Annotated in this window: 7 protein-coding genes; 5 read left to right on the forward strand and 2 right to left on the reverse strand. The window is 73.7% G+C overall.

Translation table 11 applies throughout. The annotated features are described in order from the left end of the window. Positions 1-25: 25 nt before the first annotated feature. Together AB0B63_RS00315 and AB0B63_RS00320 are read right to left on the reverse strand one after the other, a co-directional pair. Positions 26-14,077 (reverse strand): SDR family NAD(P)-dependent oxidoreductase, encoded by a 14,052-nt coding sequence (locus AB0B63_RS00315; protein WP_357013217.1) that lies wholly within the window; start codon positions 14,075-14,077, stop codon positions 26-28. 1,491 nt (positions 14,078-15,568) lie between these two features. Further along, complete coding sequence (locus AB0B63_RS00320) at positions 15,569-16,222, reverse strand: NAD(P)H-binding protein (protein ID WP_219463261.1); 654 nt, start codon at positions 16,220-16,222, stop codon at positions 15,569-15,571. A gap of 135 nt (positions 16,223-16,357) precedes the next feature. Between AB0B63_RS00320 and AB0B63_RS00325 the strand changes: the two genes are divergently transcribed. From AB0B63_RS00325 to AB0B63_RS00345, 5 genes are all read left to right on the forward strand, one after another. Then, positions 16,358-16,747: a helix-turn-helix domain-containing protein gene (locus AB0B63_RS00325; protein WP_307799254.1), complete on the forward strand. Its 390-nt coding sequence runs from the start codon at positions 16,358-16,360 to the stop codon at positions 16,745-16,747. 287 nt (positions 16,748-17,034) lie between these two features. After that, positions 17,035-18,669 (forward strand): FAD-binding protein, encoded by a 1,635-nt coding sequence (locus tag AB0B63_RS00330; RefSeq protein ID WP_208567535.1) that lies wholly within the window; start codon positions 17,035-17,037, stop codon positions 18,667-18,669. Continuing rightward, positions 18,666-19,412 (forward strand): SDR family oxidoreductase, encoded by a 747-nt coding sequence (locus AB0B63_RS00335; protein WP_208567536.1) that lies wholly within the window; start codon positions 18,666-18,668, stop codon positions 19,410-19,412. The genes AB0B63_RS00330 and AB0B63_RS00335 overlap by 4 nt, the downstream gene beginning before the upstream one ends. A 239-nt stretch (positions 19,413-19,651) precedes the next feature. Continuing rightward, positions 19,652-20,914, forward strand: coding sequence for a LuxR C-terminal-related transcriptional regulator (locus AB0B63_RS00340; RefSeq protein WP_357013224.1), 1,263 nt, complete (start codon positions 19,652-19,654; stop codon positions 20,912-20,914). Positions 20,915-21,004: 90 nt separating this feature from the next. Beyond that, complete coding sequence (locus tag AB0B63_RS00345) at positions 21,005-22,489, forward strand: MFS transporter (protein WP_357013227.1); 1,485 nt, start codon at positions 21,005-21,007, stop codon at positions 22,487-22,489. Positions 22,490-22,499 lie beyond the last annotated feature (10 nt).

Genomic DNA, 22,499 nt, shown 5'->3' on the forward strand with positions numbered 1-22,499 from the left:
ACTCCCAGTCAGGCAGGGTCGGGTGTCAGTTCTGTTCGTCGACGAGCGCGAACAGTTCGTCGTCGGTCGCGGTGTCCAGATCCACGTCGGGAACGGCCGCCGGGGTCGGACCACACATCGCCAGCAGGTCCCGCAGTCGGTCGGCGACGGCACCGGTGGGTCGGTCGGTGAGTTGACGCATCGCCTGCTCCAGCCGGTCCAGCTCGGCCAGGACGCCGGTGGGGCTGCCGTCCGGTCGGGGCGGGGCGTCCAGGGGCAACTGGCCGCGCAGGTGGGTGACCAGTTCGGTCAGGGTGGGATGGTCGAAGACCACCCCGGCGGCCAGGCGCAGCCCGGTGGCGGTGCCGAGCCGGTTGCGCAGTTCGAGGGCGGTGAGCGAGTCGAAGCCGAGGTCACGGAAGGCCCGGTCGGGGTCGACGACGCCGTCGCCGCCGTGGCCGAGTACCGCGGTCACCTGGGCGCGGACCAGGTCGGTCAGGGCGGTCGTCCGGTCCGCCTCGGTGAGCGGGGCGAGCCGGTCGGCGAGGGTGCCGGCCGTCGCCTGGGTGGTGGCGGTCTGCCGGCGGGAGGTCCGGGTGACCAGGCCGCGGAGCAGGGCGGGCAGCGCGTCACCCTGGGCGCGCAGCGCGGGTAGGCCGAGTTTGGTGGGCGCGACCACGGGCAGGCCGGCGGCCAGACTGTCGTCGAGCAGGCTCATCCCCTCCCCGGCCTCCAGGGGGCGCAGCCCTTCGCGGGCCATCCGGGCCAGGTCCGTCTCCGACAGGTGCCCGGTCATGCCGCTGGCCTGCGCCCACAGTCCCCAGGCCAGGGAGACGGCGGGCAGCCCGGCGGCGCGGCGCAGCGCGGCGAGGCCGTCGAGGAAACCGTTGGCGGCGGCGTAGTTGGCCTGTCCCGGGGTGCCCAGCAGCCCGGCGAACGAGGAGAACAGCACGAACGCGGACAGGTCCCGGTGTGCGGTCAGCTCGTGCAGGTGCCAGGCGGCGTCCACCTTGGCCGCCAGGACGGTGTCGAACTGGGCGGTGGTCAGGGCGGTGAACAGCCCGTCGTCGAGGACCCCGGCGGTGTGGAACACGGCGGTCAGCGGGTGCGCGGCGGGGATGTCGGCGAGCAGCGCGGCGAGGGCGTCGCGGTCGGCGACGTCGCAGGCGACCACCCGGGCCCGCGCGCCGAGGTCGGCCAGGTCGGCGACCAGGTCGGCCGCGCCGGGGGCGTCCGGTCCGCGCCGGCTGACCAGCAGCAGTTCGCGTACGCCGTGGGTGGCGGCCAGGTGCCGGGCGGTGAGCCCGCCGAGGGTGCCGGTGGCCCCGGTCACCAGGACGGTGCCCGCCGGGTCCAGCGGCCTCGGCACGGTGAGTACGACCTTGCCGATGGTGCGGGCCTGTTGCAGGGCCCGGAACGCCTCCCGGGCGCGGCGCACGTCCCAGGTGGTGACGGGCAGTGGGGCGAGCACCCCGGCGGCGAAGAGGTCCAGCACCTCGGCGAGGATCGTCCGCAGCCGCTCCGGTTCGGCCCCTTCGGCGTCGGGTGCGGTGACCGCCAGGGCCGTGAGGTCGTACGGTCGGTAGTCGACGGTGGGGTACGCGGCGTGCACCTCGGCGCGGTCCCGGATGTCGGTCTTGCCCATCTCCAGGAAGCGTCCCCCGTCGGCGAGCAGGCCGAGTGAGGCGTCGACGAAGTCGTCGGCAAGCGAGTTGAGCACCACGTCCATCCCTCGTCCGCCGGTGGTGGCGCGGAACGCCGTCGCGAAGTCGAGGGTGCGCGAGTTGGCGATGTGGTCGTCGTCGAGGCCGAGCGCGCGCAGCGTGTCCCACTTGCCGGGGCTGGCGGTGCCGAACACCTCGGCCCCGAGGTGGCGGGCGAGCTGCACGGCGGCGATGCCGACCCCACCGGCGGCGGCGTGGACGAGCACCCGGTCACCGGGGCGGACGCGGCCGAGGTCCACCAGGCCGTAGTAGGCGGTCAGGAACACCACCGGCACGGTGGCCGCGCGGGCGTACGGCCAGTCGTCGGGCATCCGGGCCAGCAGCCGCCGGTCGGCGACGGCGACCGGGGCGAACGCGCCGTCGAAGTAGCCGAACACCCGGTCGCCGGGGGTGAGGTCGGTGACGGCGGACCCGACGGCGAGGACCTCGCCCGCGCCCTCGGCACCCATCAGCGCGTGCTGCTGCGGGACCAGCCCGAGGGCGATGAGCACGTCGCGGAAGTTCAGGCCACCGGCCCGCACGGCGAGCCGGACCTCGGTGGGGCCGAGTGGCTGCCACACCTGCGGGCAGGGTTCGAAGGCCAGGCTGTCCAGGGTGCCGGGGCGGGTGACGACCATCCGGTGCGCCTCGTCGGTGGGCAGTGGCACCAGGTCGGGCCGGGCGGCGGCGAGCCGGGGCACGGACGCCGTCGCGGCCCGGACCGCCACCTGCGGTTCCCCGCTGGCCAGTACCGGGCCGAGCAGGTCGTCGAGCACCGCGGTGGCGTCGACGTCGAGCAGGACGACCTGGTCGGGGTTCTCGGTCTGGGCGGTGCGCAGCAGACCCCAGACGGCGGCGGCGGGCAGGTCGGTGCCGGTGGGGCCGGCGCCGGTGGTGACCACGACCAGGCGCGCGTCGTCCGGGTGGTCGGCGGCGAGCCAGGTCCGGACGTCGTCGCGGACCCGGCTCAGGGTGGCCCGGATGTCGGCGGGGACGTCCCCGGTGGTGGCCGGGCGGACCACGAGCACCTCGGTGCCGGCCGGGACGGGTGCGGCGGCGGGCAGGTCGAGGGGTGTCCACTCCACCCGGTACAGGGCGTCGCGGGACGGTGCGGGGGCGACGGCCGGCCGCAGCACGACCGTGTCGAGGACGGCGACGACGGTGCCGCCGGGGTCGGCGGCGACGACCCGCGCGGTGCCGTCCGCCGGGTCCCCCGTCGACAGGTGTACGCGCAGCGCGGTCGCCCCGGTGGCGGTCACCCGCACGCCCGACAGGCTGAACGGCAGACCCGCCGGCCGGTCGCCGACCACCCCCGGCAGCATCGGGTGCAGCGCCGCGTCGAGCAGCGCCGGGTGGACGAGGAACCGGTCGTCGTCGGCGGTGGGGAGCGCCACCTCGGCGTAGACGTCACCGTCGGGTCCGGTCCACGCGGCGCGCAGGCCACGGAAGGTCGGGCCGTAGTCGTAGCCGTGCGCGGCGAGCCGGTCGTACACGCCGTCCAGGTCGACCGGTTGCGTGCCGGCCGGCGGCCACACCAGCGGGAACGGTGGGGTGTCCGGGGTGGCGGGCGCGACGCTGCCGGTGGCGTGCAGGGTCCACGGGTCGTCCTCGGCGGCCCGGCCGTGCACGGTGACCTGCCGGACGCCGTCGGCCTCCGGCGTGCCGACCCGGACCTGCACCCGCACCGGCGTCCGGTCGGGTACCGCGAGCGGGGCCACCAGGGTCAGTTCGCGCACCTCGCCGCAGCCGACCTCGTCACCGGCGCGTAGCGCCAGCTCCACCAGGGCGGTGCCGGGCACCAGGACCGTGCCGGAGAAGACGTGGTCGGCCAGCCAGGGCTGGGTGCGGTGGGACACGCTGCCGGTGAGCAGGACCGTGCCGTCGGGCAGGGCGGTCACCGCGCCGAGCAGCGGGTGCGCGGCCGGGTCGAGGCCGGCTCCGGAGACCTCGCCGCGGGGTTGCCGGGTCAGCCAGTACCTGGCGCGTTGGAACGGGTAGGTGGGCAGGTCCACGCTCCGGGCCCCGGGGAACAGCGCGGTGAGGTCCACCGGTACCCCCCAGGTGTAGGCGGTGGCGGCGGCGGTGAGGAACTGGTCGAGGCCGCCCCGGTCGCGGCGCAGCGAGCCGGCGACGCGGGCGTCCGGTGCCGTCTCGGTGAGCCCGACGGCGAGCACGGGGTGCGGGCTGATCTCGACGAAGACGCCGTGCCCGTGGCCGGTCAGTTCGGTGACGGCGTCGTGGAACAGCACGGTGTGCCGCAGGTTGCGGTACCAGTAGTCGGCGTCCATCGGTTCGGTCAGCGGACGGCCGGTGACGGTGGAGTACAGCGGCACCCGGGGCGGCTGTGGTGTCACGTCGGCGAGGAGCGCGGTGAGCGACGCGGCGAGGGGTTCGATGTGCGCGGAGTGGGAGGCGTAGTCCACGTTGACCATGCGGGAGCGGACGTCCTCGGCGGCGAAGCGGGCGTGCAGGTCGGCGAGCGCGTCGGCGTCGCCGGAGACCACTGTGGAGCGTGGCCCGTTGAGCGCGGCGATGGACAGCCGTCCACCGTGGCCGGCGAGCCGGTCGGCGACGTCCTCGGCCGGCAGGGCGACGGAGAGCATCCCCCCGCCGCCGGCGATGTCCCGCAGGGCCCGGCTGCGCAGCGCCACCACCTTTGCCCCGTCGTCGAGGGTGAGCGCCCCGGCGACGACGGCGGCGGCGATCTCGCCCTGCGAGTGTCCGACGACGGCGTCGGGTTCCACCCCCAGCGAACGCCACAGCGCGGCCAGCGACACCATCACCGCCCACAGCGCGGGTTGCACCACGTCGACCCGGTCGAGGGCCAGGTCCGGGTCGGTGACGTCGACGTCGAGGTACGGGGCCAGGGCGGTGGCGCAGGCCCGCATCGACGCGGCGAAGACCGGTGACTGTGCCATCAGCGGTGCGGCCATCCCCGTCCACTGGCCGCCCTGCCCGGGGAAGACGAACACGACGCCGCCGTGGTCGGCGGCGGTGCCGACCACCAGGGCGGATTCGGTGTCACCGCCCGGTCCGGGCTGCGGGTCGTGGCCGGCGAGGGCGCGCAGGGCGGTGGCGTGGTCGGCCAGCACGACCGCACGTTCGGGCAGGTCGGCGCGGGTGGCCGCGAGTGACCAGCCCAGGTCGGCGCTCGGGGCGTCGCCGTCGAGGAGGTCGGCGAGCTGGTCGGCGCGGGCCCGCAGCCCGGCGGGGGTGACGGCGGAGAGCACCAGCGGCACGATGGCCGGTGCGGTGCCGGGGTCGGGCGCGGTGGGCGTCGGCACCGGTGGGGCGGCCTCGATGACGACGTGCGCGTTGGTGCCGCTGATCCCGAACGAGGAGACGGCGGCGCGGCGTACCCGGCCGGTGTCGGGCCAGTCCCGGGGTTCGGTGAGCAGCCGTACCGCGCCCGCGGACCAGTCCACGAACGGCGACGGCGAGGAGACGTGCAGGGTCGCCGGCAGTGTGCCGTGGCGCATCGCCTCGATCATCTTGATGATGCCGCCGACGCCGGCGGCGGCCTGGGTGTGCCCGACGTTGGATTTCAGCGACCCGAGGTAGAGCGGTTCGACCCGGTCGTGGCCGTAGGTGGCCAGGACGGCCTCCGCCTCGATCGGGTCGCCGAGGCGGGTGCCGGTGCCGTGCGCCTCCACCGCGTCGACGTCGCCGGGGGTCAGTCCGGCGTCGGCGAGCGCCGCCCGGATCACCGCCCGCTGGGAGCCGCCGTTGGGGGCGGTCAGCCCGTTGGACGCGCCGTCGGAGTTGACGGCGGTCCCGCGCAGCACGGCCAGCACCGGGTGCCCGTACCGGCGGGCGTCGGAGAGCCGTTCCAGCAGCAGCACGCCCACGCCCTCGCCCCAGCCGGTGCCGTCGGCGTCCGCCGAGAAGGACTTGCACCGCCCGTCCGGCGACAGGCCCCGCTGCCTGCTGAACTCGACGAACGTGCCGGGCGTCGACATGACGGTGACCCCACCGGCGAGGGCCAGCGAGCACTCACCGGCGCGCAGCGCCCGGACGGCCAGGTGGGTGGCGACCAGCGACGACGAGCACGCCGTGTCGACGGTGACGGCGGGACCGGTGAGCCCGAGCACGTACGCCAGCCGGCCGCTGAGCACGCTGCCGGTGTTGCCGGTGAGCAGGATGCCCTCCAGATCGCCGGGCATCGCGTCGACCGGCGGCGCGTAGTCGTGGTACATCTGCCCGGCGAACACACCGGTGGTGCTGCCGCGCAGCGAGTACGGGTCGATGCGGGCGCGTTCCACCGCCTCCCACGCCGTCTCCAGCAGCAGCCGCTGCTGGGGGTCCATCGCCAGCGCCTCGCGGGGCGAGATGCCGAAGAACGCCGGGTCGAACTCGTCCGCCCGGTGCAGGAAGCCACCCTCCCGGACGTAGCTGTGCCCGGGGCGGCCCGGGTCGGGGTCGTAGAGGTCCTCCGGCCAGTCGCGGTTGACCGGGAACTCGGAGATCGCGTCCCGCCCCTCGGCCACCAGCCGCCACAGGTCCTGCGGGGAGTCGACCCCGCCGGGGTAGCGGCAGGCCATGCCGATGACGGCGATCGGGTCGTGGGCGTCGGTGACGGTGCCGGTCGCCGGGCCGTCCGGGTCGGTCTCGCCGGTCAGCTCCCGCAGGTGGTCGGCGAGCGCGGCGACCGTGGGGTGGTCGAACACCACCGTCGCCGACAACGCCAACCCGGTGACCGAGACGAGCCGGTTGCGCAGCTCGACGGAGGTGAGCGAGTCGACACCGAGGTCGGTGAGCGCGGCCCGCACCCCGACCTTCGTCCGGTCGGTGTGGCCGAGGACGGCTGCCACCTCGGCGCGGACCACCTCCACCAGGTCCCGGTGCGACGGGCCGTCGGCGACCGGCCGGGGGTGGGCGGCCCGGGGGCGGACCAGGCCGCGCCACACGGCGGGCAGGGCGGCCGGGTCGTTCACCGTGGCCAGCGCGGCGGTGTCCAGCAGCATCGGGACCAGTAGCGGGCCGGGCAACCCGAGGGCCCGGTCGAACAGGGCCAGGCCGTCGTCGTGCCGCAGCGGGGCCACCCCGTTGCGGGCCATCCGGGCCAGGTCGGCCGTGCCGAGCGTTTCGGCCATGCCACCCTCGGCGGCCCACAGCCCCCAGGCCAGCGAGGTGGCGGGCAGGCCGGCGGCGTGCCGGTGGGCGGCGAGCGCGTCGAGGAAGGCGTTGCCGGCGGCGTAGCTGGCCTGGCCCGCCGCGCCGATCTGCTGGGAGATCGACGAGTACAGCACGAACGCGACCAGGTCGAGGTCGGCGGTGAGCCGGTGCAGGTGCCACGCCGCGTCCACCTTGGGCCGCAGCACGGCGTGCAACGCCTGCGGGGTGAGGGTGGCGACGAGACCGTCGTCGAGCACACCGGCCGCGTGTACCACGGCGGTGAGCGGCAGGTCGGCGGGAATCAGGGAGAACGCGGCGGCCAACTGCTCCGGGTCGGCCGCGTCGCCGGCGGCCACGGTCACCACCGCGCCGTACGCCCGCAGTTCGTCGGCGAGTTCGTCGGCGCCGGGGGCGTCCGCGCCCCGGCGGCTGAGCAGCAGCAGCCCCCGTACGCCCAGGTCGCGTACCAGGTGGCGGGCGAGTCCGGTGCCGAGCGCGCCACTGGCGCCGGTGATCAGGACGGTGCCGTCGCCGAGGTCGACCGGGGCGCTCGGGGTGTGGTCGTCGCGGCGCAGCCGGGGGACGGTCAGCGCGCCACCGGCGAGGCGTACCTCCGGTTCGTCGAGGGCGGCCACCCGCGCCAGGTCCGCCGCGTCGACGTCGGTGTCGTGGTGCAGGAGGACGAACCGGCCCGGGTGTTCGGTGCGGGCGCAGCGGACGAGCCCGGCGGCGACGGCCAGGGCCGGTGCGTCGTCGGCGACGGTGAAGACCACGGTGGGTCCGTCGTCGGTGGCGAGCGCGGCGTGGATCTCGTCGAGGACGTCCTCGGCGACGGCGTGTGCGGCGGCGGCCTGGTCCGTGCCCCGGGCGGCCAGCGCCACGGCGGTGACCGGGTGGGACGTGCCGGTGGGGGCGGCTGCCGGCACCCAGCCCCGGGTCAGCACCTCACCGCGCCGTACCGCGCCCACCGGCCGCCAGACCAGGGAGGCGACCTCGGCGACCAGCGTGCCGTCGTCGGCCACGGCCGTCATCGACAGCGTCTGCGGCCCCGTCCAGGTGTACGCCACCCGGAGCCGGCGGACGCCGGTGGCGTGCACCTGGACACCGGACCAGGCGAACGGCAGCGCGGCCGGGCGGGCGTCGTCGGCCACGCTGGGCAGCGCCGGGTGCAGCGCGCCGTCGAGCAGGGCGGGATGCAGCAGGTACGGCTCCACCGGCTCGCCCGCGTCGAGGGCCACCTCGGCGAACAGACCGTCGGGGGTGCGCCATAGGCGGCGGAGTCCCTGGAACGCCGGGCCGTAGTGGTAGCCGTGTGCGGCGACGGACTCGTAGACCCCGGTCAGGTCCAGTTCCTGTGCGTCGGCCGGCAGCCGGGGGACGGCCGACGCCGGCCGGTCGGGTGCCAGGGTGCCGACGGCGTGCCGGGTCCAGTCGGTCGAGTCGGCCGCGCGGGCGTACACGGTGACGGTGCGGTGGCCGTCGTCCGTCGGCGGCCCGACGGTCACCTGGAGGGTGACGGCGGTGGGGCCGACCGGGAGGGGGGTGAGCAGCGTGAGGTCCTGGACGCGGGGGCAGCCGCATTCGACGCCGGCGCGCAGCGCGGCCTCGAGGAACGCGGTGCCCGGCAGCAGCGTCCGCCCGTCGACGACGTGGTCGGCGAGCCAGCGGTGGCTGCGGGTGGAGACGCGGCCGGTCAGCAGCACTCCCGCGTCGTCGGCGAGGTCGACCGAGGTGGACAGCAGACCGTGCCGGGTGCCGGTGGTCCCGACCGCCGGCTGGTTGTCGAGCCAGTACCGCTGCCGTTGGAACGGGTACGTCGGCAGGTCGACGACCTTGCCGCCGCCGTAGTACCCCCGCCAGTCGACCTCGTGCCCCCGCACCCACACCTGCGCCAACCCGCTCACCGCCGACCTGGCCTCATCCACGCCCGGCCGCAGCATCGGGACACCGTCGGTCAACAGGGACGACAAACCACCATCCGCGCTGAGTTCCCACCACGAGCGGGGACCGGCCGCTTCGATCGCGTCGTGGAACCGCACCGGCTCACGCACCTGCCGCACCCAATACCCCGGATCCGAAAGATCCCCCACCTGCCCGGTCACCGACGACACCACCGCAATCCGCGCCGGATGAAACGACAAACCCTCCACCACCGTGCGGAACTCGTCGAGCATCGGTTCCATCAACGGCGAGTGGAACGCGTGACTGACCGACAGCCGCCGCTGCCGCACGCCCAACGCGGTCGCCACGGCATCCGCCGCTTGCAAGGTCTGCTGTTCCGGGCCGGCGATCACCACCGCCGACGGACCATTCACCGCCGCGATCACCACGTCGTCAGACAGGAACGGTTGCACCTCCTGCACGGAGGCCCGCAGGGACACCATCGCCCCGCCCGCCGGTAGGGCCGCCATCAGACGAGCACGCGCCGACACCAACGTCACCGCATCCGCAAGAGACAACACCCCCGCCACATGCGCCGCCGCGATCTCCCCGATCGAATGACCCACCAGAACCGCCGGACGCACACCCCACGACTCCACCAGACGGAACAGCGCCACCTCCACCGCGAACAACGCCCGCTGCGCCACCCCCGTGCCATCAAGACCCACCCCGGAGGAGATCGCGTCGCGCACATCCCCACCCAACAGCGCGCACACCTCGTCGAACACCGACGCGAACACCGGAAACGCCTCACACAAACCCGCACCCATCCCCACCCGCTGACCACCCTGACCCCCGAACACCACACCCAACCCCGCAGGAACACCACCGGAGGACACCCCGCCCGACGACACCGCCCCTGACAACGCCGCACCACCCGACGACCCCGCGACCGGGTCCACCGCGGAAGCAGCAACCACACCGGACGCCAACGCCCGAACCCCCGGAGCCAACGACGCCCCGTCCGCGATCACCACACCGTCGAGCAACACCGCCCGCTCGTCGAACACCGACCGCGTCGACGCCAACGACCACCCCACATCCACCGCCGACACCCCCACCACCGTCGACCGCAACCGCTCCACCAGCTCCCGCACCCCGGCGACCGACCGCGCCGACACCGGCCACGGCGTCACCCCCACCGGCGTGGCCATCACCTCGGCGGACGACCTCACGCCGCCGACCGGCGTACCCACCTCCGGTGTGTGTCCCGACGACACGGGCGAACCGCCGCCGGCCGGCATCTCCGGCTCGTCCGGTGCTTCCTCCACGATCACGTGCGCGTTGGTGCCGCTGATCCCGAACGACGACACCCCCGCCCGCCGACGACCCCCCTCAGCCACCACCCACTCCCGGGACTCCCGCACCACCTCCACCCCACCCGACGACCAATCCACCAACCCCGACGGCTCACCCACATGCAACGACCCCGGCACCACCGCATGCCGCATCCCCAACACCACCTTCAACACCCCAGCAACACCCGCCGCATGCTGCGTATGACCAAGGTTCGACTTCACCGACCCCAACCACAACGGCACCGACCGACCCCGCCCATACGTCGCCAACAACGCCTCCGCCTCGATCGGATCACCCAACCGAGTACCCGTCCCATGACCCTCCACCACCTGCACGTCAGACACCGACACACCCGCCACCGCCAACGCCCGACGAATCACCCGCTCCTGCGACGGACCACTCGGCGCCGTCAAACCATTCGACGCACCATCCGAATTCACCGCACTACCCCGCACCACCGCCAACACCCGGTGACCATGGCGGCGGGCGTCCGACAGGCGCTCCAGCACCAGCATCCCGGCGCCCTCGGCCCATCCCGTGCCGTCCGCGTCGGCCGAGAACGCCTTGCACCGGCCGTCCGGCGACAGCCCACCCTGCCGGCTGAACTCGACGAACATGCCCGGGGTGGACATCACGGTGACGCCCCCGGCCAACGCCAGCGAACACTCGCCGTTGCGCAGCGCCGATGCCGCCAGGTGTACGGCGACCAGCGACGACGAGCAGGCCGTGTCGACCGTCAGTGCCGGCCCGGTGAGCCCGAGGGCGTATGCGATGCGGCCGGAGGCGACGCTGGGGCTGATGCCGGTGAGCAGGTAGCCCTCGGCGTCGGGGTGGGCCTCGTGCATCCGGGGGCCGTAGTCGCCCCCGGTCGCGCCGGCGAAGACGCCGACCCGGCTGTTCCGCAGGGAGGTGGGGGCGATTCCAGCGCGTTCCAGCGCCTCCCAGGAGACCTCCAGCAGCAGCCGTTGCTGTGGATCCATGCCCAGCGCCTCACGGGGTGAGATGCCGAAGAACGCGGCGTCGAAGCCGGCGGCGTCGGCGAGGAACCCGCCCGAGCCGGTGCCGAGCCGGCCGGAGTCGCGCAGCGCCGTCAGGTCCCAGCCCCGGTCGTCGGGGAACTCTCCGATGACGTCGGTGCCGCCGACGAGCAGTGTCCACAGGTCTTCCGGTGACGCCACCCCGCCCGGGAAGCGGCAGGCCATCCCGACGATGGCGACGGGTTCGTCCACGACGGTCGCGGTGTCGTCGTCGGCTTCGTCGTCGGGGGCCGGGTCGCTGTCGGCCAGCAGCACGGTGAGCCGTTCGGCGAGCGCGGCGGGGGTGGGATGGTCGAACAGCAGCCCGCTGGGGAGGACCAGACCGGTGGCGGCGGCGAGTTCGTCGCGTAGCTCGACCGCCAGCAGCGAGGTGAAGCCCAGGTCGTGGAACGTGGTGGTGGGCGCGATGACGGCGGGTGCGCGTCCGCCGAGCACCCGGCGGACGAGGACGTCGATCTCGGCGGTGAGGTCGCGGTCGGCGGCCGGCCGGCCGGTCCGGGTGGGTTCCGGCCGGGCACCGACCCAGTGCCGGGTGCGTTGGAACGGGTAGGTGGGCAGGTCGACGACGCGGCCCGCCCCGCCGAGCAGGCTGCGCCAGTCCACCCGGTGACCACGGGTCCACACCGTCGCGGCGGCGGTGACGATGCTGGTGGCCTCGTCGTGGTCGACGCGCAGGGTGGGGATGCCGCCGTCGATCAGGGTGGACAGTGAGCCGTCCGGTCCGAGTTCCAGCCAGGTGCCGACGTCGTACGCGGTGCCGGCCCCGGTGACGGCGGCGTGGAAGAGCACCGGTTCGCGTACCTGGCGTACCCAGTGTTCGGGGTCGGTCAGGTCGGCGGGCGCACCGGTCACGGTGGAGACGACGGGCAGGGTGGCCGGCCGGAACGTCACCGTCGACAAAACCCGACGGAACCGGTCGCACATCGGGTCCATCAGGGGGGAGTGGAAGGCGTGGCTGACCCGCAGGTGCCGTACCCGGGCACGGGTCGCCGCCGCGATCTCCCCGGTGACCGCCCGCAGCGGCCCGGCGGGTCCGGCGAGCACCGTCGCGTCGGGGCCGTTGACGGCCGCGACGACCACGCCGTCGCGCAGGAACGGGCGTACGACGGAGTCGGCGGCGCGGACGTTCGCCATGGCCCCACCGGCGGGCAGCGCCTGCATCAGTTCGCCGCGTGCGGACACCAGCCGCACCGCGTCCGGCAGGTCGAGCACGCCGGCGACGTGCGCGGCGGCGATCTCGCCGATCGAGTGGCCGACGAGCACGTCGGGGTGGACGCCCCACGACTCCAGCAGCCGGAACAGCGCCACCTCGACGGCGAACAGGGCGGGTTGGGTGGTGCCGGTGGCGTCGAGCCCGTCGCCGGTGCTGATCGCCGTGCGGAGGTCCACCCGGGCCAGCGCGCACACCTCGTCGAACGCGGCGGCGAAGACCGGGTGGGCCGCGTGCAGGCGCAGTCCCATGCCGACCCGTTGGGCACCCTGACCGGCGAACACGAATCCCAGGGCGGTGTCGCCCGCCTGGCCGGTGAGCACCCGGTCGCCGACCACGACGGCCCGGTGGGTCAGCTCCGCCCGGGTGGTGGCCAGGGACCAGGCCACCGCCGCCGGGTCGGCGTCGCCCTCCCGCAGGCGCGTCACGGCGGCGTCCCGGGCCTGGTGGGACTTCGCGGACACCGGCCAGGCAACGACCGGCACGTCCGGCGTCACCGGGGCGGCCGGCGGCGCGTCGGTGGGGGCCTCGCCGAGGACCACGTGGCAGTTCGTCCCGCCCATGCCGAACGAGCTGACCCCCGCCACCAGGGGCCGGTCCGGGCGCGGCCAGGGCGTCGGGTCGGTGACCACCGTCAGGCCGAGCCGGGGCAGGTCGATGTCGGGGTTCGGGGTGGTGAAGTGCAGGCTCGGGGGGAGTCGGCGGTGCCGTACGGCCAGCGCGGTCTTGATCAGTCCGGCGATGCCGGCGGCACCCTCCAGGTGACCGATGTTGGTCTTGACCGAGCCGACCGCCAGCGGCGCGGCCGGGTCGCCGAGCGCCCGGCCCAGCGCGGCGGCTTCGATCGGGTCGCCGACCCTCGTGCCCGTGCCGTGCAGTTCGACGTACTGGACGTCGGCGGCGGTGGTGCCCGCGCGGCGGTGGGCGGCCCGCAGCGTCGCCTCCTGGGCGGCCGGGTCGGGGGTGGTGGGGGTGCCGCCCGCACCGGCGGAGACCGCGCTGCCCCGGATCACGCAGTAGATCCGGTCGCCGTCGGCGAGCGCCCGGTCGAGCGGTTTGAGCAGGACCGCTCCCCCGCCCTCGCCCCGGACGTAGCCGTTGGCGCGGGCGTCGAAGGTGTGGCAGCGACCGTCGGGTGACAACCCGCCCCAGTCGTCGGAGATGTGGCTGCTCTCCAGCAGCAGGGCCAGGCTCACCCCGGCGGCGAGCGCGGTCGTCGACTCGCCGCTGCGCAGGCTGGCGCAGGCCAGGTGGACGGCCACCAGCGAGGACGACTGGCCGGTGTCGACGGTGACGCTCGGCCCGTTGGCGCGCAGGAAGTACGACAGCCGGTTGGCGATCATGCTGCGGTGCAGGCCGGTCATCGCGTGGCCGGAGCGCAGCGCGGTGCGGTGGCGGTGTGCCACCTGGGCGTAGTCGTCCCAGGTGGTGCCGACGAACACGCCCAACGGGGTGCCGGCCACGGTGTCGGCGGGCACCCGGCCGTCTTCCAGTGCCTCCCAGCCGAGTTCGAGCAGGAGGCGTTGCCTCGGGTCGAGCAGTGCGGCCTCGCGGGCACCGATGTCGAAGAAGGGCGCGTCGAAGGTGTCGACCTCGGTCAGGAAGGCACCCCAGCGGGCGGCCCCGGTGGCGGCGGGCCAGCGGTCCCGGACGTCCCGCACGGTGCTGCGGCCCGCCACGAGCAATTCCCAGAATCGGGCAGGGTCCGGCGCTTCGGGAAAACGGCACGCGATGCCGGTGATCGCGATGTCCGCCGTGGAATCAGCCGACTCGTATCCGTGCAGGACAGCCACGTATTTCCCCCGGGTTCGACGCGGTGGGCCCAGTGACGCGAAGCGCGTGGGAATTGCAGGTGATCGAGAGAGGTGCTTCGATCCGCTCCGCCAACGACCCGTCCAGAGTCGATCAGTGATCGATGCCCTTCAACCCCTAGATTTCCCCTAGAATCGGCAACTCTCCGTTTAATCGATGTTTATCGGCAACGCATTCTGCTCCCTTTTCGGTCACCTCACCCGCGCTGGACCCGGCCGACCCAGCGCCGCCGTCGCAGCGCGCGACGACGGGCGGCACCTGGCCGGTCGCCACCTGACGAACCCGGCCGCGTCGGGCGGCGATGCCGCTCCGAAAGGGCCTCCGTAGTGCGATTTCCGGCCGGCGCGACGCTGGGCGGCGACGGGGCCGGCGGCCGCCCGGCCACACCGGCGGGGCGGCCGCCGCCACATCGACCACGGGCACCGGAGCACCGATACGCATGCTGATCAGAACCGGACTCGTATTGTTTCGTCATCGACTGGCCAGTGGCGTACGACACCAGGACCCTGCGGCGCGCAATTACCACGCGGGGAAAATGCTCGAAAGTAGATCAGCGGCCACCGACAATGGGGGCGGCGGTGGAAACAAGACCGTTCCCCGGCGGAAACAATTCACCGCGCCGGCGTCGACGCCCCGGGAGAACGCGAACAATCAGAGAGGGAAAAGCACGCCGCCGGTCGTGGACGCAGCGGACGACCGGCGCGGAAACAGGGCACGCGACCGGCACGACTATCCAACGCGCGCCGGGCCCTCCGCGCAGCAGGACGGGGGCTGCCCCGCGTGGGGCCACGCCCCGGCGAGCAGAACGGGCCGACTCCGGGCGACGAGCGACCGGGTCGGGGCACGGCGGACGGTCGATCCGGGGAGGCCGGGGGTCACGTACCCCACGCGCGGGATACCTACGGCGGGCCAGCGGCCAGCGGCCAGCGGCCAGCGGCCAGCGGCCAGCGGCCAGCGGCCAGCGGCCAGCGGCCAGCGGCCAGCGAACCTACCTTCCAGCCATGGGCGGACCGCTGTGCCGTGCCGAACGCCAGAGCCGGGGCCAGGAACCAGGCGCGGCGGCGGCCGAGGCGGTGGATGTCGGCGGTGCCGTTGGCCGCGGCCGGCGGTTTCCCAGCCGCAGGCCCGGTAGCCGGGCACGCCGGTCGACCCGCTGCCCTGTCGTGCTGCGGCCGCCGCCACCGGCTGCCCCTCGCACCGGGGGCCGATGGCGGAGGCCGCAGCCGGCCCGGGCTTCAGTCCTGTGCCGGCACAGGGGTCGGGTCCGTCGTGGACGGTCGACCCCGGTCACGGGACCTCCGGGCCACCCGCCCGGTCGGCTGCCGCGCCCATTCCGGGCAGCCGACCGGGCGGGTTCCGACCCGCGTCCAGGCGGCCGGACGGGCGACGCCCCGCGCCGGCTACCACTCGTGCCGGCCCGGACGCGGCGTTCCGGGCCGACGGTCAGGACGCGGTGTGCTCCGCGCCGGAGCTCAGTAGGCGACGGCGAAGTGCGTGCGCGGGTGTGCGCCCTGCTCGGCCTCGTCGAGGACGGCGATGGCGAAGTCGCGGTAGGAGATACGGCTGGCACCGTCGGCGTCGGCGAGCATGCCGGTGTCGCCCGCGCGGTACGCCCCGGTCCGCTCGCCCTCCGGGTCGAACTCCATCGCCGGCACCACCACCGACCACTCGACCGTCGCCGGCGCCTCCCGCAGCACGTCGAGCGCCGCGGCGTGGGCCTTGGCGAAGTCCTGGAACTGCGCCGGGAAGCCGGGGGTGTCCATGACCCGGACGCCGGGCGCGGCGTCGAGGTAGGCCGACAGGCCGATGGCGACCAGGCGGCCCCCGCCGGTCTCGGCGACGGCGTTGACGAGCGCGCCGGCGGCGGCGGTGAAGAACGTCGCCATGTTGTCCCCGGCACCGGGGGCGACCGCGTTCACCACCGCGCCCGCGCCCTTGACCAGGGCGGCGACCTGCGACTGGTCGGTGACGTCGCCGGCGACCACCTCGACGCCGGAACCGGAGAGGTCGGCGTACCGGGTGGTGTCCCGGACGACCGCGACGACCTCGTGCCCACGGCTGGCGGCCTCGGCCACGATCGCCCTGCCCGCCTTGCCGCCTGCGCCGAACACTACGATCTTGGTCACTGGTCGTCCCTCTCTCGCGATGCCGATGTTCCGGTTGCCGCCCACGCGTACGGGCTGTACGGCTGCGAACGGCGCCGGCGTGCCACGGTAACGAGCACCGAGGTTTCTTCCGGGAAACCTCGTTAGGCTGGATCGGTGACGGACTCCACCTCGCGCTTCGATCCGGTCTGCCCGTCCGGCATCGCGCCGATCCACATCGGCGACAAGTGGACGGCGATGGTGATCTCCCTGTTGGCCGAGGGACCGATGCGGTACTCCGACATCCGGGCGCAGATCGGCCCGGTCACGGCGAAGGTGCTGACGGCGGCGCTCCGCGGCCTGGAACGGGACGGCTTCGTCGCCCGGATGGAGCAGCCCGGCCCGCCGCGCAGCGTCCACTATGGCCTCACCGAGCTGGGTCGGACCCTGCTGCCCGCCATCGAGCTGGCCGTCCAGTGGGCGCACGACCACCTCGGCGCGATGCTCGACGCGCAGGAGGCATACGACCGCGAACATGCCCGACAGGGCCGGGTGGAACTGCGCTGATCAGGCATTTCTGTATTGATTCGGGGTGCCGGCCGGATAGCTCAGCGCATCCATTACCGTCGACTCAGGTGATCCAGGACACAATTTCCCTAGGGGAGATCTAGGGGTTCTGGCGAGCGCTTCGACCGTTGGCTGCGGCGAAATTCCCATAGTAAGGTTACGGTCCGTTCGACAGGTGGCGAGCGCATCGCCGCGCGCCCCCATTGACGTTTCTTCGCCGGGCCTCGACGCATCGGGCGCGGTGTCCACCCCACATTCACTCAATTCCAGGGGGAAGCTTGTCCCGGTTGAGCCGTAGGCGGTTGATGTCCGGTGTCGGCACCGTCATCGCCGGCGCAGGTGCGAGCACGCTGATCGGCGACCACGTGGTCGCCGCGCCCGCCCAGGTCGACAGCCTGGCCGGTGGGCAGAAGACTCCAGGGCCGGTGACGATCGGCCCCACCGACCGCCGTTACGCCGACGCCCTCCAGCGCGGGTTCAACCGCCGCTTCGTGGGCAGCCCGGAGGCGGTGCGGATCGTCAGCACCACCAAGCAGGTCGTCGCCGCGGTGCAGGCGGCCGTGACGGCCGGCAAGAAGGTCGTGGTCCGCAGCGGCGGGCACTGCCTGGAGAACTTCGTCGACGACCCGGCGGCGAAGGTTGTCATCGACCTGGTCGAGATGCGCTCGGTCACCTTCGACACCACCCGTAACGCCTTCTGCGTGCAGGGCGGGGTCACCCTCGGCGACCTGTACCGGCGGCTGGACTGGGGGTGGGGCGTCACCGTCCCCGGCGGCTCCTGCCAGAGCGTCGGCATCGGCGGGCACGCCACCGGCGGCGGGTTCGGCATGCTGTCCCGGCAGCACGGCATCGTCGCCGACTACATCGACGCGGTCGAGGTCGTCATCGTCGACGCCACCGGCACGGCGAAGTCCGTCGTGGCGACCCGGGCCACCGGGGACCCGAACCGCGAGCTGTGGTGGGCGCACACCGGCGGCGGGGGCGGCAACTTCGGCATCGTCACCCGGTTCTGGCTGCGCAGCGCCACGGCCACCGGCACCAACCCGAGCACGCTGCTGCCGACGCCGCCCGGTGCGGTCGCCAACACCATCCTCACCTGGAACTGGGCCGACGTGTCCCGGGCGGACTTCGTCCGGATCATGGCCAACTACGGAACCTGGCACGAGCTGAACAGCGCCCCCGGGGCCACCGGCACCAAGCTGTTCTCCGCGCTGACCGCCAACCGCAGCGAGTACGGCCGGCTGTCGGTCGTCGCCCAGGTCGACCCCACGGTCAGCGGCAACAACACCCTGCGCAGCTCCTACGTCAGCGCGATCACCGCGGGCGTCACCGCGACGCCGACGATCCTCGACACCGGCACCCGGCCGTGGCTGACCACCACGCTGAACCTGCCGACCACGGCCGCCGCGTTCGGCATCACCGGCCCACTGCGCTCCAAGAGCAAGGGTGGCCTGCTCAAGCAGCGCTACACCGACGCCCAGGCGGGGCGGGTGTTCGACCGGCTCACGGCGAGCGGCTACACCAACCCGGCGTCCGGCCTGACGCTGCTGTCGTACGGCGGGGCGATCAACGCCACCGCTCCCACCGCGACGGCGACGGCGCACCGCTCGTCGGTGATGGCCGCGTCGTTCACCAGCTACTGGGACGACCCGAGCGCCGACGCGACGAACATCGACTGGCTGCGCGGGCTCTACCGGGACGTGTACGCCGAGACCGGTGGGGTGCCGGCGCCGGACGCCCGCAACGAGGGGTCCTACATCAACTGGCCCGACATCGACTTCCTCGACAGCACCCAGAACACCTCCGGCGTGTCGTGGTCGACGCTGTTCTACGGCGACAACTACCCGCGCCTGCAACTGGCCAAGGCGGCCTACGACCCGCTCAACGTGTTCAGCCACGTCCTGGGCGTGGCGGCTCCGTGACCGGACAGGTCCTGGTGGTCACTGCGGGTGCCGGTGGGATCGGCTCCGCAGTGGCCCACCGCTTCCGGTCCCGGGGTTGGCATGTGGTGATCGTGGACCGTGACGCCGGGCGGGGGCGCGCGGTGGCCGGCGGGTGCGACGGGCTGTTCGTGCACACCGACGCGACCACCATGGCCGGCTGCCAGGAGTACGTCGAGGCGACCCTGGCCCGGCACGGGACACTGGACCTGCTGCACCTCAACGTGGGCGTGCTCGCCGGCACGGCGGTCGGCGACGGGTTCGACCCGCAGGCGTACCAGTCGATGATGCGGACCAACGTCGACTCCGTCGTGTTCGGCGTGCAGGCCGCGTACGCGCCGATGCGGGCGCACGGCGGTGGCGCGGTGCTGGTCACGGCCAGCACCACCGGGGTGCGTCCGTCACCGGACGCCCTGTACTCGGCGAGCAAGCACGCGGTGGTCGGGCTGGCCCGGTCCCTCGCGGGCCCGCTCGGGCAGGTGAACATCCGGATCAACGCGCTCTGCCCGGGCGCGGTGGACACCCCGATGCTCGCTGACCGGCGGGACGCGCTGGTGCGCGCGGGTGTCGGGTTGGTGACACCGGAGGAGGTGGCCGCCGCCGCCGAGCAGGCGCACGCGACGGGACGTACCGGCGAGGCGTGGATCGTCAACGCCGGGCACCCCGTCGCCCCGCATCCGTTCACGGAGGTCGTCATCGCGGGAGAGGAACGGATCTCCCGCTGACGGCCGTACCGCCGGCACGTCCCGGTAAAGATCAGTGCCGGTAAAGATCAGCGGTCGAACAGACAGGAGTGCTTTCATAGGGGCCGGTCACGCAATTCGGAACGACTTGCACGGCAGGGGGACCAATGATAACCGAACCCTTATTCGGCGATTACCCGGAAGAGTTCCCGGGGACGTGGTTGCGGCCCGATGTCGATTCCGCGCGACGGCCGATCAGGCAGGTCGTTGGTTACGACCGGGTGTTCCGGAGAATCGAGGCGAGCCTCGAACCGCTCGCCGGCCACCCCGAGGCACGTGAATCCGACCGGTGGAAGTCGCTGGTGCTGGCCTCCTGCGATTTCCCCGGCGCCCTCGACCGGCTCACCGACCTCTATCCCTGCGGCGAGGCCCGGCACGGCGCGTCCCTTGAGGACATGAGCCGCGAGCAGTTGATGACCCTCGGGTTGGTCAACGCGATGACCGCCACCTGGCCCGGCCTGGACCACGTCACCATGGCCCGTGACTACCTGGAGAACCAGGACGCCCAGATCCCCACCGGCGTCGAGTGGCTGGTGAGTTGCGCGATCCGCATCCTGCTGCTGTCCGGGGATCCGAACGCCGCCGCCTGCGCGGCGGCGGCCCGGCAGCGTCTCGGCGGGCAGAACCCGATCGGTTGGCGGGCCCGGCTCACCAGCCTGCACGCCGTCTGCGCGCTGCTCGACGGCGACGTGCAGGGCGGCGTCGAGTGGGGTGAGCAGGCGCTGCGGATGATGCAGCCGAGGCGCTGGGCGCACCGGATCGGTGAGCCGCTGGCCACCGTGGTCCTGGGCAACCTGGCCCTGGGCCGGATCGGCGCGGCGGTGCACCACCTGCGTACCACCCCGTCGGCGTTGATGGACGAGTCCAGCTACAGCCTCTGGTACCGGCACGGCTTCGGGCACTTCTGTCTGGGCACCGGTGACCCACGCGGCGCGGTGACCCGGTTCATGAGCTGCGGGCGGAGCATGGCCGAGTGGGGCATGGCGCTGGAGCACCTCTTCCCGTGGCGGCTGGCGGCGGCGGCCGGCTACCAGATGCTCGGCGAGCAGGACATCGCCGTACACCTGGTGGATGCGGCGTTGCAGGCCCGCGGCGACGAGATACGGGCCCGGGCCATGCAGACCACGGACAGCGTCGGGGTGGTCTTCGGCGGTGCCCGCGAGGCGATCCTCACGACGCTGGAGCGGTTCTCGTCGAGCCCCGACTTCTTCCTGATCCTGCGCCGGTTGCAGACCGAACCGCTCGACTTCGGACGCGGGGACTACGCTACCGTCACGGTGCTGGAGCGGCGTCCGGTGGCGTTCCTGTCGACGCTCACCGACAGCGAGTTGAAGGTCGCCACCCTGGCCGGCCGGGGCAAGCAGAACAAGATGATCGCCCGGGATCTCAGCATCACGATCAGCACGGTGGAGCAGCACCTGACCCATGTGTACAAGAAGCTCGGCATCGGCAACCGCAAGGAACTCCGCCTGATCATGGGCTGACCCACCGCGTCGCCGGGGCGACGCCCTCCCGACCTGATCGCCCTCACCACGGACCCCGGACGCCGGGGCCCACACCTCTAACGGAACCTCATGTCTAGTCACCTCTCCGCACCGGATTCCGCCGGGGCGCAGGAGCACCGGGGCCGGCCGACCCGCCGGGCACAGGTCCACGCGGTGGCCGTGCTGCTGGCCACCACGGTCCTCCCGCTGACCATCACCGGGGCGTCGGTCGCGTTGCCCGGCATCCAACACGACCTCCAGACCAGCACCGTCGCCGCGCAGTGGGTGGTCAACGCCTACAACGCGACGTTCGCCGCGTTCCTCGTGCTGGGCGGCGCGGTCACCGACCGGTGGAGCCCCTACCGGGTGTTCCTGTCGGGGGTGGCGGTCTTCGCGGTCGCCTCCGCCGCTTCGGCGTTCGCACCGACGGTGCTGGTGCTGAACCTGACCCGCGCCGTCACGGGCGTCGGCGCGGCGGCCACCGTGACCGGCGGGGTGGCGCTGCTGTCGGTCGTGCTGACCGGCCGGGCGCAGGCCCGCGCCTTCGGCCTGCTGGGCACCCTGCTCGGCGTGGGGTTGGCGTTCGGCCCGCAGCTCAGCGGCGTGGCGTTGGAGACGCTGGGGTGGCAGGCCGTGTTCGGGGTACCCGCCGCGGTGGGCGTGCTGGTGATCGGTCTCGCCCTGGCCGCCCGCCCGCCCGCCGCCGCACGCCGGACGTCGGCCCACCCGCCGTTCGACTGGGCCGGGGCGCTGCTGTTCACCGGGGCCTCGCTGATCGGCATCGCGACCCTGGTGGAGGCGCCCCGGCTCGGGGCGACGCATCCGCTGCTGTGGGGCGGGGCGGCCCTGTCCGCCGTGCTGCTGCTGTCGTTCGTCGGTGTAGAGCGTCGGGTGGCGCACCCGGTGACCGACCTGACGCTGCTGCGCAATCCCCGGTACACGGCGATCGCGATCACCGCGGGCACCCTGATGGTGGTGCTGGTGCCGATCCTGGTCTACCTGCCGTCGTACCTGATCAACGTGGTGGGCCTGTCCCCCACCGAGGCGGGCGCCTGGATGCTGGTACTCACCGCCCCGACGATCGCGTTGCCACCGGTGGGCGGCATCCTGATCAGGAGCGTCGGGATGACCCCGGTCCTGGTCACGTCGGTGGTGCTCTGCGGGCTCGGCGCGCTGGGGCTGGTGACCCTGTCGCCGGGCAGCACGTTGCCCACCATGGCGCTGCCTCTGCTCGCCATCGGGGCGGGGGCCGGGCTGCCCTCCGGTCACATCGACCGGCTGGCCGTCTCCGAGGCGGACGAGAGCCGACGGGGGGCGGCGGCCGGGCTGTTCAACACCATCCGACTCTCCACCGAGAACGTGAGCATCGCGGCGGCCGGGGCGTTCATCGCCGCCGCGAGCCCCGTCGGCCTGCGCGGACGGCACTTCACCGACGCGCTGCACACGGTGGCGCTGGCGCTGGCGGCGGTAGCGATCGCCGTCGCGACGCTGCTCGTGGTCGTCGACCGTCGGACCCGGGGCGCGGCCCGGGTGGAACACGCCCCGGGCCCGGTACGGTCGGCAGTGAGCGAGTAGCCGGGTGGCG

Origin of the sequence: Micromonospora sp. NPDC049081, assembly GCF_040648835.1 — a bacterium.
Classification (GTDB): domain Bacteria; phylum Actinomycetota; class Actinomycetes; order Mycobacteriales; family Micromonosporaceae; genus Micromonospora; species Micromonospora antibiotica.

Bases quoted from the DNA above. Each gene is read 5' to 3' on its own strand.
- AB0B63_RS00345 (WP_357013227.1), top strand. From the start codon at position 21,005: ATGTCTAGTCACCTCTCCGCACCGGATTCCGCCGGGGCGCAGGAGCAC.